The organism is Massilia sp. CCM 8734, assembly GCF_011682155.1.
Lineage (GTDB): Bacteria > Pseudomonadota > Gammaproteobacteria > Burkholderiales > Burkholderiaceae_D > Telluria_A > Telluria_A rubra.
This window is the reverse complement of record NZ_WHJI01000003.1, coordinates 245,257-258,117: the sequence shown is the minus strand read 5'-3', so window position 1 is coordinate 258,117 and position 12,861 is coordinate 245,257. Positions and strand designations below refer to the sequence as shown.

The 12,861-nt window shown below is 62.6% G+C and carries 10 protein-coding genes; 4 read left to right on the top strand and 6 right to left on the bottom strand.

Annotated elements, in window-relative coordinates; all coding sequences use genetic code 11:
* Window positions 1-35: 35 nt before the first annotated feature.
* A complete protein-coding gene (locus F2P46_RS04885; RefSeq protein ID WP_166885749.1) occupies window positions 36-719 on the bottom strand; it encodes an SMI1/KNR4 family protein in 684 nt (227 codons plus the stop codon).
* Between the two features lie 32 nt (window positions 720-751).
* Here F2P46_RS04885 and F2P46_RS04880 point away from each other — a divergent pair, with 32 nt between their 5' ends.
* Window positions 752-1,153: a GNAT family N-acetyltransferase gene (locus F2P46_RS04880; RefSeq protein WP_166885747.1), complete on the top strand. Its 402-nt coding sequence runs from the start codon at window positions 752-754 to the stop codon at window positions 1,151-1,153.
* 1 nt (window position 1,154) lies between these two features.
* On the opposite strand, the gene F2P46_RS04875 is transcribed toward F2P46_RS04880, so the two are convergent.
* From F2P46_RS04875 to F2P46_RS04860, 4 genes are all read right to left on the bottom strand, one after another.
* Window positions 1,155-2,540: a Fic family protein gene (locus tag F2P46_RS04875; RefSeq protein ID WP_166885745.1), complete on the bottom strand. Its 1,386-nt coding sequence runs from the start codon at window positions 2,538-2,540 to the stop codon at window positions 1,155-1,157.
* A gap of 147 nt (window positions 2,541-2,687) precedes the next feature.
* Window positions 2,688-3,377, bottom strand: coding sequence for a hypothetical protein (locus F2P46_RS04870; protein ID WP_166885743.1), 690 nt, complete (start codon window positions 3,375-3,377; stop codon window positions 2,688-2,690).
* 40 nt (window positions 3,378-3,417) lie between these two features.
* A complete protein-coding gene (gene dacB, locus F2P46_RS04865) occupies window positions 3,418-4,875 on the bottom strand; it encodes a D-alanyl-D-alanine carboxypeptidase/D-alanyl-D-alanine-endopeptidase (protein WP_166885741.1) in 1,458 nt (485 codons plus the stop codon).
* 34 nt (window positions 4,876-4,909) lie between these two features.
* Entirely contained in the window at window positions 4,910-6,148 is a 1,239-nt protein-coding gene (locus F2P46_RS04860; protein ID WP_166885739.1) for a spore maturation protein, read from the bottom strand.
* Window positions 6,149-6,299: 151 nt separating this feature from the next.
* Here F2P46_RS04860 and F2P46_RS04855 point away from each other — a divergent pair, with 151 nt between their 5' ends.
* The 3 genes from F2P46_RS04855 (at window position 6,300) to F2P46_RS04845 (ending at window position 11,833) form a co-directional block, all read left to right on the top strand.
* Window positions 6,300-8,021 (top strand): ABC transporter substrate-binding protein, encoded by a 1,722-nt coding sequence (locus F2P46_RS04855; RefSeq protein ID WP_166885738.1) that lies wholly within the window; start codon window positions 6,300-6,302, stop codon window positions 8,019-8,021.
* 285 nt (window positions 8,022-8,306) lie between these two features.
* Complete coding sequence (locus F2P46_RS04850; RefSeq protein ID WP_166885736.1) at window positions 8,307-10,709, top strand: TonB-dependent receptor; 2,403 nt, start codon at window positions 8,307-8,309, stop codon at window positions 10,707-10,709.
* Between the two features lie 68 nt (window positions 10,710-10,777).
* Window positions 10,778-11,833 carry an LD-carboxypeptidase gene (locus F2P46_RS04845; RefSeq protein ID WP_166885734.1) on the top strand — a complete coding sequence of 352 codons (1,056 nt, stop codon included), beginning with the start codon at window positions 10,778-10,780 and terminating at the stop codon, window positions 11,831-11,833.
* Between the two features lie 104 nt (window positions 11,834-11,937).
* On the opposite strand, the gene F2P46_RS04840 is transcribed toward F2P46_RS04845, so the two are convergent.
* Window positions 11,938-12,597 carry a hypothetical protein gene (locus F2P46_RS04840; protein ID WP_166885732.1) on the bottom strand — a complete coding sequence of 220 codons (660 nt, stop codon included), beginning with the start codon at window positions 12,595-12,597 and terminating at the stop codon, window positions 11,938-11,940.
* Window positions 12,598-12,861: the final 264 nt, after the last annotated feature.

The window sequence follows — 12,861 nt, the reverse complement described above, 5'->3', positions numbered from 1 at the left end:
GCGCGAGGGGACATCGGGCTGGTAGCAGATGCGGGCTAACCATTTTCTCGTTTGAATTTCACGCGCTCAACCACCCATGCCGCAAAATCAGGGAACCGCGAGTTGCCTTCCGGGACTGGCTCACCGTCGGCAAGCAGGTGCAAGTCAGTAGCGTCTCCCCAGATGATTTCATACTCGGCATCAGGTTCCTTGCGGTCAATGGCGTAGACCACACCGCCATCGTTCCAGTCGTTGATAATCAACACATTATCCGGAAGGTGAATGCTCTTCCTGCACGCTTCAGTCGTGTCGATAGACTCTTCAAGATTATCGATTCCGCATGCCCTTGAGTAGCCATGCGTTGAAAGAAGCCACTTCAATGACCCGGGAAGGGGGAATCCGAGGCGCGCCTCGTATTTCGCCAGATCGTCTGGCGATTCGGGATAAGCGCCATGTACGATATCGGCGTTGTTCTGAACGAAGGCTTGGAATTCGTCAAAGTTCATTGGCGCGGTCAATTCAGATGTCGGACAAGGAATGGATGAGCTGAAGTCAGCAGAAAACGTCACAACGAAAAAGAGCTCAGTATAAGTTAACAGCGTTACATTGAACGCGGTGGTGGCTGCAAACGTCAACACCGTCAGTCCGGTATGACCCTGAATCGAACAGTATTCAATTGCTAACGGGTTTTCGGACATTGCCCCGGTTACCCGATCCGGCCGCCTGTTACGATTGAACATTTCCAACCCTTGGCACATGCCTGTCACCAACGATGAAAATCAGCCTGAACGACCAGATCGGCGACGCCGAAGTCATCGCCCTGTACCGCGCCAACGAATGGTCCTCGGCCGACAAGCCCGAGCAACTGATGGCCGCGCTGCGCAACTCGCACAGCCTGGTCACCGCGCGCGAAGATGGCGTGTTGGTCGGCATCGGCAACGCCATTTCGGATGGCCACCTGGTGGTCTACTATCCGCATTTTCTGGTGGACCCGGCGCACCAGCGCAAAGGTATCGGACGCCTGATGATGCAGGCGCTGTGCGCGCGCTACGCCGGCTTTCACCAGCAGATGCTGACGGCCGACGGCGACGCCATCGCCTTCTACGAATCGCTGGGCTTCACACGCGCCGGCCGCACTGCGCCGATGTGGATTTACGCGGGCAGCGAGCACTGAGCTACCGCCCAGGGCGCCCTTCGTCAATCCAGGCTTGGGTTTCTTTCATGCCGAGCCGGTAGCGCGCACAGTTAAAATCGGCCAGAATGTTGAGTTCCTGCGTGAGCAATTCCTGGAATCGTGGCGTGTCCTCGGCGGGCAATTCCAGGGAAGCTAGTGCCTCCGCCATTGGTTGACGGCGTCGGACCACCGCTCCCACCGCTTCGTTGAGTGCTTCGCGATACTTCACGCGGAAGGGATCCGGCGCATCCAGGGCTCCCGCCACAGCCTGGTACTTGGTCTGGGAGCGCCGATAGGTCCATTCGAAGAGGTCAACCGCCATCGACACATCGCACGCCTCATACACACCCATCATCGCCAGCGCATAATCTTCACGATCCACATCCAGAAACGACAGTGGCGCCTGGTTATACAGCATCAGCGGAATATTGGCGGCGATCCGGCTCACGCGCTTGTTGCCGTCTTCGAAAGCCTGGAGGTACGCCAGGTTTACCCAGAGGAAAAAGGATGCCTCCAAAGGATTCTTGATTTGCTGCGCCTTCAGGATGATGCGCTCGAACATCTCTTCCAGCACCGCCGGGACTTGGGACGGAATGTAGGTGCTGCCGCTGACGTTGACTACTTGCGTGCGCATCGTGCCGAGTGACGCAGCATCGACCAGCAGATCGTGCATGAGTATGGCATGCACATTGCAAACCAGACGTGTGTTAAGCCCTTGCAGGGGAACCGCCTCCACAATGAATTCAATGGCAGCTTTATGATTGAGTAGCATGATGGCATCGCTGTCGGTCGCGGCAGCGCCGCTTTTGAACAGCCTTTCCGTATCCATAAGGGTGTAGCGATTACCTTCGAGACGAGAGGATGACCATGACAGGTCGATCAGCAATTGCTCCAGCACTTTACGGGCGTAAGTCCCCGCCGGAAGCCGGCCGGGGAGGTGGCCGAGCGCAACCAGTTCGTCCGCGAGTTCAGGAGACAGCAAGAAAGTGTCGTTGGGCTTGTAGTTGTCGACAAATTCCCGGTGATACGTGACGGGGGTGCGGGCCGCCACAGGCCGTGTCAGGTGTTGCCGGAGCTGCAGGCTGGCGGCGCTCCAGCGGGGACCGGCGCCGGTGGAGATGGCGCTGGTGGGTATCGGCGTTGCCGCCTGTTCAGGGACAACAGGCGCATTGCTTGTCAGCAGGCGATATCGCGTAGCGCGGGCTTTGCCTGTAATCTCGACGTGGCCGGTCAACACCAGCTTGGCCAGCATGCGCTTGATAGCATCCTTGCTTGATCCGGTGGCTTCAACCAGTTGAGACGATGAGACGAACTCATTTCCAGTCATGGCCATGCCAGCCATGACTTGCAGCAGATCTGCGGTGGTCAGGCGGTCGTTATAGCGCATTAATCACCTCGATAGTGTGAGCCGATTCTACCCAAATTCCACATTGTTGGGAGTATCGGTGCACTTTTTCAGAGAATCGGTGCACTTTTTCGAGTATCGGTGCATTTTTTTCGAGTATCGGTGCACTTTTCAGAGAATCGGTGCGATTCACGCCTTGGCGCGCTGGCGGCGCAAAGTCAGGTCATGGTAAATCACCACCATATTGGCCGACGCAAACATCGGCACCAGCGCGCACAGCACGACGGCGATCACCGTGGCCACCACCGCTTCCACAACCTGGTTCGACAGCGACACCATGTTGACGTCGAAGGCATTGACGCAAAACACCACCGGATAGACATAGCTGAATCCGAACGCTACATGCCACCAGTGGCCGCGCACCAGGCGCAGGCTGCTCATCAGGGCCTTGAGTACCGGCAGCCCGTCGACGACCAGCGCGATCCACCAGAATGCCAGCGCGATAAACAAATACGTGCCGGGCACGATGAACATGAGCGAGCCGATCCCGACCGCCAGCATGAACAGCGCCGCCCCCGCTAGGCACGGCAGGAAGCAGCGCAGGCCGCGCCGCAACGCCTCGCCCGCGCTCACCGATCGCTCATGCGCGCTGGCATGCACCCGCACCACCAGCGGCGCCATCAGCGCCGGGCACAGCACCAGGAAAGCGCCGATCAGGTACAAGGCCCAGGCCTGGCCGAGATACTCGGTCTGGCCCAGAAGGAAGCCGGACCCGGCCAGCGCGAACAGCAGCACCACCGGCGCCAGGGCATACGGCAGCGCGCGCGTGAAACTGGTGTAGAACAGGCGCAGCGCGGCGCGCATCAGTTCGAGTGGCACCAGCGGCGTGGGCGAGAGCCTGAACAGGGCGGCTTGCGGCTTAATTTGCCGCTCCCGAGCGCGCCACCCAGTCGACCAGCGCATCGAGCACCGCGCGGCCCTTGCCGTTTCCGATCAACTCGCTGTTGATCATGGCGACCACCACGCATTGCTGTCCGCCGGCATCGCGCACATAACCGGCCACCGCCACCACATTGCGCAAGGTGCCGGTTTTCAGGCGCGCGCGCTGGGCCGCCGGGCTGTCGGCCAGGCGCCGGCGCAGGGTGCCGTCTACCGCCGCGATCGGCAGGCTGCTGACAAATTCCGGCGACCAGTTGCTGCGCAGTCCCGCCTGCAGCACGCCGCCCATCTGCACCGCGCTGATGCGTTCGATGCGCGACAGGCCCGAGCCGTTTTCCAGCACCATCCCGGCATCGTCGATGCCGCGCGCGCGCATCCAGTCGCGTACGGTACGGTCGGCGCGCGCCACCGTGCTTTCGCCGGGAATGGTGGCCAGCGCGCGGCTGCCCACCACCGGATCGGCTTCCAGGCTGCCCAGGGTCAGGAACACGGTGCGCGCCAGGGTGTTGTCGGAGCTTTTGTTGTAGTCGCGCACGATCTCGGGCAGGGTGCGCGAGACGTGCTCGGCCAGCAGGCGCGTGGCCGGCGGGCTGGCCGCTTCGACTGTGTCGCCCACCAGCACCCCGCCGAGGCGATGCCAGGTGGCGCGCAGCAGGCGGTCGAGGTAATCCTGGCGGTCGAGCACGTTGACCCGGTAGGACCTGGCGCAGTGTTTCGGAAAACTTCCCTTGAGAACGACCGTGATCTTGCCAAGCCGGTCGCGCTGCACGTCAGGCTGCTTCCAGCCGTTGGCCCAGCTGCCGCAGTCGGCGTCGACCAGGGTCATGGCCGAGCTCACCGTCACGCCCTCGAGCGCCGGAGTCGCCGCCACCGCCACCGTGCCTGCGCTCGAGCGCAGGTCGAGTTCGAGCATGTTCTTGTTGACCATCAAGGCGTCGGGAATCACGTTGGTGTAGGCCTCGGGCGATTCGTCGAACTGCGGCGCGCCGATGTCGGGCCGGGCCGGGTTGAACAGCTGGCGGTCGAGCACCAGGCGGCCGTCGATCTTGCGGATGCCCTGGTTGCGCAGCGCTTGCAGCATGCGTTCGAGCACGTCGCCGCTGAAATCGGCGTCGGCCCCGCCGCGCAGCACCAGGTCGCCGCGCAGCACGTCGCCGCTGAGGCTGGCGCCGCTGCGCAGTTCGGTACGGCCGCGAAACGCCGGCCCCAGCTGGTCGAGCGCGACCATGGTGGTCACCAGCTTCATGGTCGAGGCCGGATTGAGCGGACGCTCGGCCAGGTGCGACAGCAGCGTCGTGTCGCCGCGCAGCACCAGCGCGCTCATGGCGTCTTCCGGAATGTTGGCATCAAACAGCAACTGGCTGACCGGCGCCGGCAACTGGGCGCTGGCCGCTTGGGTGAACGCCAGCAGGACGGCAAGGGCGAGTGGTCGCAGCATCTTGATTCTCATGAGTCTGATAACTAAGTAAGTACTAGCCGAAGAACAGGTAAGCGACGAAAATCGCCGTGACGATGCCGGCAAAGTCGGCAATCAGGCCGCACGAAATCGCATAGCGCGTCTTGCGGATGCCCACCGAGCCGAAGTACAGCGCGACGATGTAGAAAGTGGTGTCGGCCGAACCCTGGAAGATGCAGGCCAGGCGCCCGACGAAGGAATCGACGCCATAGGTGGTCATGGCGTCGATCATCATCGCCTTCGATCCGCTGCCCGAGAGCGGCTTCATCAGCGCGGTCGGCAGCGCCGGGGTGAATTCGGTCGGCATGCCGAGGCTGATGAAAATCCATTCCAGCCCGCGGACCACAAAGCCGAGCACGCCCGAATTGCGGATCACGCTGATCGCCACCAGCATCCCCACCAGGTAGGGAATGATGGTCAGCGAAGTCTGGATGCCGCCCTTGGCGCCTTCGATAAAGGCGTCGTACACATTGACCTGCTTGCGCATGGCGCCGAGGATGAAGATGATGATGATCGAGAACAAAATCAGGTTGCTCGACACGCGCGAGACCAGTTCGATTTCCGGCTTGGTCAGGTAGTTGGTGAAAAAGAAGATCAGCGCGCAGATGGCGGCCGTCATCCCGCCCAGCCAGCCGATCACGACGCGGTTGAGCAGGTTGATGCGCTGCTTGATCGACACCACGATGATGCCGGTCAAGGTCGCCACATAGGTTGCAATCATGCAGGGAATAAAGATATCGGACGGGTCCTTGGCGCCGAGAATCGCGCGCTGGGCCATGATGGCCAGCGGAATGAGCGTCAGCCCGGAGGTGTGCAGCACCAGGAACATGATCTGGGCGTTGCTGGCCGTATCCTTGTCGGGATTGAGCGTTTGCAAACTTTCCATGGCCTTCAGGCCGAACGGCGTGGCGGCGTTGTCGAGCCCGAGCAGGTTGGCGGAAAAATTCATCACCATGTGGCCGGTGGCCGGATGGTCTTTCGGCACATCGGGAAAGATGCGCGAGAAAAAGGGCGAGATGACTTTGGCCAGCCAGCCGATGGCGCCGGCTTTTTCGCCGATGTTCATGATGCCGAGCCACAAGGTCATCACCCCGGCCAAGGGCAGGGCAATATCCATCACCGCCATCTTGGCCGATTCGAAGGTACCGTCGACGATCTTCTTGAAAATTTCGGTATCGCCGAGGAAAATCCACTGCGCCAGCGCCGCCAGGAAGCCGACCAGGAAAAAGCCGGACCAGATGTAATTTAATGCCATATCGTATTCGTTTCTCGTTAGGGAGCCGGTGTTGCAGCGAGAGTATAGGCGCAGGTTACCGCGAATTAAGCAAACCATGCAGCTTGGCTATGTAAAAAGCCGGCAGGCATCGCCTTGGCCTATCATACGCACCGGACCACGAGGACTTGCCATGACGATTCGCCGCCTGATTGCTTCCTGCGTTGCAGCCTTGCTGCTGGGCGCGCCCGCGCATGCGAGCGAGAAAGTCCTGCATACCTTCCTGACCACCAGCGAAACCGGGCTCGACCCGGCGGTGGCGTCCGACATCGCCACCCTGAGTCTGCTTGAAAACCTGTTCGACCCGCTGCTGCGCTACGACTACGCGGCCCGGCCAGTGGCCCTGGGCGGCAATGCCGCGCTTGCGCTGCCCGAGGTGAGCGCCGACGGCCTGGTGTACACCTTCCGCCTGCGTCCCGGCATGTTGTTCGGCGCCGACCCGGCCTTCAAGGGCCAGCGCCGCGAAGTCACGGCCGCCGACTATGTTTACAGTCTCAAGCGCCTGTACGACCCCGCCCTCAAGTCGCCCTGGCTGTTCCTGTTCGAAGGCAAGCTCAAGGGCGACGCCGCGCTCAAGGGCGCGTTCAGCGATGCCACCGGGATTGCCGGCTTGCAGGCCGTGGACCGCCACACCCTGCGCATCACCCTGTCCGCCCCCGACAAGAATTTCCTGTTTTACCTGGCGATGCCGGCATCCGGCGCGGTGGCGCGCGAGGTGATCGAGGCCTATCCGGGCCAGGCCGGCAACCATCCGGTCGGCAGCGGTCCGTTTCGCTTGGGCGAGTGGAAGCGCAGCGACAAGATCGTGCTGCTGGCCAACCGCGACTGGGGCCTTACCCGGCACGGGCAGCGCCTGCCCTTGATCGACAAGGTCGAGGTGCGCATCGCCGAGGAATTCCAGGGACGCATGCTGGGATTCCTGAGCGGCGAATACGATTACCTGGAGCAGGTGCCCGAATCGCTGACCGACATGGTGATCCGCGACGGCCGGCTGAAACCGGAACTGGCCGCGCGCGGCATCGTCCTGACCCGCTTTCCGGTGTTGCAGACTTATTATATGTGGATGAACATGGAAGACCCGCTGCTGGGCGGCTACGGCAAGGACAAGGTCGCCCTGCGCCGCGCGATTGCGCTCAGCTACGACAGCGCGGAAGACATCGGCCTGCTCAAGAAAGGCTTCGCCCTGCGCGCCGAGTCGCCCTTGCCGCCGAACGTGCTCGGCTACGATCCGGCCTACCGCGCGCCGGTGCCGTACAACAAGGCGCTGGCGCAGGCGCTGCTGGAGCGCTTCGGCTACCGCCAGCGCGATCCGGACGGATTCCGGCGCGGCCCCGACGGCCAGCCTGTCACACTGACCATGCACAGCGAAGCGACCGTCGGCGGACGCCTGCGCGACGAGCTGTGGCGCAAGAACCTGAACGCCATCGGCCTGCGCGTGGTGTTCCGGACCGACAAGAAGACAGAAATCATCAAAGCCTCGCGCCTGGGCAAGGTGCAAATGTTCGAGAGCAACTGGATCGCCGATTTCCCCGATGGCGACAATTTCTACCAGCTCTTGTACGGCGCCAACCGTGGCCGCGCCAACTATGCGCGCTTCAACTTGCCGGCCTATAACGAGCGCTACGAACAGGCGCGCCTGCTGGGCGACTCGCCGGCGCGCCAGAAACTGTATGGCGAGATGAATCAATTAATCCACGCCTACAACCCATGGGTGCCGCTGAGCCACCCGCTCTCTGCCGACCTGCAACATCCGTGGTTAAAAAACCACAAGCGCCACCCTGTCGAATTCACCACCTGGCGCTACCTCGACATCGATCCGGAACAGCGCCGGCGCGCCAGTAAAATGGCCCGGTAATGCAAGGTGAATACCGGCACCAGCCATTCCCTGAAGTTATAGTTGCTTCAGGAAATTTCATTGGCTGGTCCACGGCGCAGCGCGTAGGCTCGTTCGATTCATGACGTCTTGCCAAGAATAGTAATGTGTGCACGCCAGCTCCGTCATTCGCGCCTTCGCGGGAAGTCATTTCTACCAATGGCAGGAATGACGGAGCTTAGGTTAACAGTATTCGTGCACATAGCGACCAAGAAAACCCAAGGAGAAACCGTGAAGTAAAGCAAGCTAGCGCAAGCGATAGCCCTCATGTGCGTGGCCGGCGGCGCCGCCGCGCAGGCGGCCGACCAGCCCATGGCGCGCGTCGAAATCACCGGCAGCAGCATCAAGCGCATCGCCCGCGAAGGCGCCCTGCCGGTCGAGGTGATTTCGCGCAAGCAAATCGAAGCCCAGGGCATCGTCAACGCCGAACAACTGATCGCCACCCTGAACATCAACATCAACGGCAACGGTTCCGACAACCTCGCCAGCAACGCCGACGTCACCTCCGGCTCGCAGCGCGGCAACAACGGCGCGTCCTCGGCCAACCTGCGCGGCCAGGGCGCCGACAGCACCCTGGTGCTGCTCAACGGGCGCAGGGTCGCCACGCACGGCATGAAAGGCTCGGCGGTCGACCTCAATTCGATTCCCTTCGCGGCGGTGGACCGGGTCGAAGTGCTGAAAGACGGGGCCTCGGCCTTCTACGGCACCGACGCCATCGGCGGCGTGATCAACTTCATCCTCAAGACCGACAAGCTGTGGGACACGCCGTCTGGCGGCCTCGGCTGCGCCTGGGATACCGGCCGCGCGGCCGTGTTGCAGCAGCCCGTCAAGAACAGCAACTTCGTCACGCGCGCCACCATGCGCCGTGGCGGGTACGAGTTTTTTGCCGAACTGGTCGGCGCCAAAACCGAGGTCGCCAAGCGTTTTTCGCCGAACCAGGTTTCGCCGAGCGCGGCCACCTTCCCGGCCAGCTCGTTTTATCCGAGCACCGGCGCGGCCTATAACGCGGTGTTCAACGCGCTGGTGGCCGAGTTCCCCTCGATCGAAGCGAACCGCGGCTTGCCGATCGCCTACCGCTGGCGCTGCATGGAATGCGGCGACCGCGAAATCGCCACCGAAAGCAAAGCGGGCCGCCTGCAACTGGGCGCGGACGGCCAGATCGGCAAGTTTGACTACAAGGTCGGCGCCGCGCGCGCCACCAGCGAGTCCGAATCGACCCTGGGCAAGGGCTACAGCTACACCGCCCCGCTGGCGGCCGCGCTCGGCAGCGGCCTGATCAATCCGTTCCTGAAAGCCGGAGAGAAGCAGTCGCAACAGGCGCTCGACCTGATCCGCAACGCTTCGGCCGCCGGCGTCGTGCTGTACGGCGGCAAGACCACCCTGACCGCCTTCGACGCTTCGCTCTCGGGCGAGGTGTTCACCCTGCCGGCCGGCCCGATCATGGCCGCCGTGGGGACCGATATCCGCAAGGAAGAATACAAATTCAACGGCGACCTGCGCAACATCGCCGAGCGACGCGCCATCCTCAACGCGCCTTTCGACGACGTCAATGTCTTGCCGCAAGTGAGCCGCGACATCCGCGCCTTCTACGCCGAGGTGCTGGTGCCGGTCACCAAGGAACTCGACATCACCGTGGCGGCCCGCCAGGATCATTATTCGGGCTTCGGCAACACGCTCAATCCCAAAGTGTCGTTCCGTTACCAGCCGACCACGCAATGGCTGTTCCGTGGCTCCTACAACGAGGGTTTCCGCGCGCCCTCGTTCAACCAATTATTCAACGGCATTACCGAATCGACCTACGCCGGCAAGGACCTGGTCGATCCGGGCAAGTGCGCCAGCGGCAAGGTCGACACCACCCGTCCCGGCTGCGAATCGATCGGCCCGGTTATCTACACCGGCGGCAAGGCCAAGCTGGGGCCGGAAACCTCCAGGCAGGGCACCGTCGGCGTGGTGTTCGAGCCGTCCGCGCGCTTCTCGGCGAACATGGACATCTGGGAAGTGCGGCGCTTCGAGACCATCAAGGAAGTCGACCTGCCGGTCATGCTGGCCAACTACGATCTGTTCAAGGACCAGTTCGCGCGCGACGCCGATGGCAACCTGGTCGCGATCGACCGGCGCTGGCTCAACACGGGCGCGGCGATTACGCGCGGCATCGAAGTCGGCGCCCGCAGCAATGGCAAATTGTGGGCCGGCAACTGGGCGGCCGGCGTGGATGGTTCCTACTTGCTCAAGAAAAAGAGTAAGCCTTTGGAAACGGCGCCCTACAGCAAGGATGAAGTCGGCGTGTTCAGCTTCACAGGCGACCTCGGCCTGAAGTGGAAGCACACCGCCTACGTCACCTTCGCCAAAGGGGCGTGGAGCGCCATGTTGCAGAACGTGTATCGCAGCGGCTACACCGACCAGGTGCTGCCGGGCGTGGCCAGCGGACGCATCGTGCCGTCCAATTACCAGCCGAAAGTGGACGCGTACTCGATCTTTCATGCCAGCCTGAGCTACACTGGTGTGAAAAACCTGAGCGTGACGGTCGGGATCAAAAACCTGTTCGACGAGGATCCGCCATTCGCCATCACGTATGACGGCAATACCGGGGCCGGCAGCTCGTGGGAACCACGCGTAGCCGACCCGCGCGGGCGTTCGCTGACCCTGATGGCCAATTACAAATTCCTGTGATGGTCCGGGCGGGGGGCTGCGCGCCGGCCGTATGCTTGAAAGTTAAAAGTTGAAAGTTGAAAGCATGCATGCCCCCTAGCGACAAGATCAGCCGGCGCGCGTTTGCGGGCCTGGCGGCCGGCGCAGTGTTGCTGCCATCCACATCCCACAGTGCGCCACGACCGATGCCGCGAACCTTGCTCAAACCTCCACGCCTGCGCGCCGGCGACCTGATCGGCCTGGTGGCTCCTGGCGGGCGCATCAATGACGAAGCCATCGCCTATGCGGTGGCGCGCATCGAAGCGCTGGGTTTCCGCGCCAGGCTGGCCAAGAACCTGCGCGCCGTGCACGGCGGCTACGCCGGCGCGGTGCAGCAGCGCGTCGACGACCTGCACGCCATGTTCAGCGACCGCGAGGTTAAGGCGCTCTGGTGCGTGCGCGGCGGCTCCGGCTGCATTTCCTTGCTCGCACACATCGATTACGCGCTGATCCGCGCCCATCCGAAGGTCCTGCTCGGGTATTCCGACATCAGCGCGCTGCAACTGGCCATCCTCAAGCAATCGCGGCTGGTGACCTTCCACGGGCCGGTGGCCCTCTCCGGCGCGTCCGACTACGCGGTGGAGCACATGCTGGCCGTGCTGATGCATCCGCAGGACAGCTACACGATTCCGATGGCGCTCGAGAACAGCCGGCGCGCGCTGCTGGAGCCGCATTTCGCCCTGCGTACGGTGACTGCCGGCCAAGCCACCGGTCCGCTCATCGGCGGCAACCTGAGCCTGGTCAGCGCGCTGATGGGCACGCCATATGCTGCGGACTTCCGCAAAGCAATTTTGTTCCTGGAAGAAGTGAATGAAGCGCCCTACCGGATCGCCCGCTGGCTGACCCAGCTCGACCTGGCGCTCGGATTGCGCAACGCGGCGGCGGTGATGATCGGCATTTGCGACCACTGCGGGCCGGAAGATGAAGAACCGTCGTTAAGCCTGGATGAAACCCTGGACCAGCACTTGAAACCGCTGGTGATCCCGGCCGTGAGCGGCTACTCCTTCGGCCACATCCGCCACCAGTTCACCCTGCCGCTGGGCGTGATGGCCCGTCTCGACACTGCGCGCCAGACCGTCACCCTGCTCGAGCCCGCCGTTTCCTGACAACCCCACCCCGGTGTCAGGTCTGACATTCGGACACGGCCTGATCATTAAATGCGTTAATGTCGAGCTCGTGTCCGAATGTCAGACCTGACACCAGCTGTTGCTCAGTGCGACACGATCTGCGACAGCACCGAAAACGCCGGCCCGGTCTGCGGCTGCTCCAGCAGGACGGTCAGCTCGGAAAACGTGCACATCATGGTGACGACGTTGATCTTGTTCCACGCCAATTTTTTCAGCACGCCGTGGTAGATGCCCGGCGTTTTCAGCGCGTCGGGATTGAGGCGCAGGGTCAGCGCGGTCAGGTTTTCTACCCGTGCAATATGGCGCTCGCTGGCAAAGGCCGATTCGACCATATGGATCAGCGGCCGGCTGCATACCACCAGCATCTCGTGCACCCCGCGCGTGACCGAGACGAAACTGCCCGGATGGCGCTCGGCCAAGGCCAGCAGTTCGCGCTGGCATTCGTTGCTGTTGTCCGATAGCCGGTAGGTCACCAGGGTCAGGTCGGTGCGGGTGGTCAGTTCGCTGGTGCGCGGCGAGATGACGATCGGCGGCGACGGGGCCGCCTGCGGCAGGCGCTCGGACAGGCGCCGCAGCGCCATCACCACCGCCGCCTGCCCCACCGGCTTCCACAGATCCGATTCGAGCTGGGGCCGCAACTGGCGCGCCAGCTCCGACAGATTGATCAGCCCGAGCGATATCCCTTCCGTCAGGAACGCCGATTCCGACACTATTTGCTCAACTTTGGTCGCGATCGAAAGCATCTCTCTCCGGTCCTCATTGGGTAGCCGCCCATCCGCGCGCGCGACATGCAAGGGCCAAGCCCTGTCGCTGCGTGCGCATGATTGTCGCTCTGTTACCGTGAATTGGTTCTTTTCGACTGTCCTACTGGGCACTGCTGCTTGCCGCAATCTCCTGCTGCACGTGCACCATTGGCAAGTCGTTCAGGTCGGCTGGGTTCTCTGGAGATAGGGCTTGGGCAATAGCACCGGGGGAGGAGACAAACATGCCCATGCATAGCTGAAGTG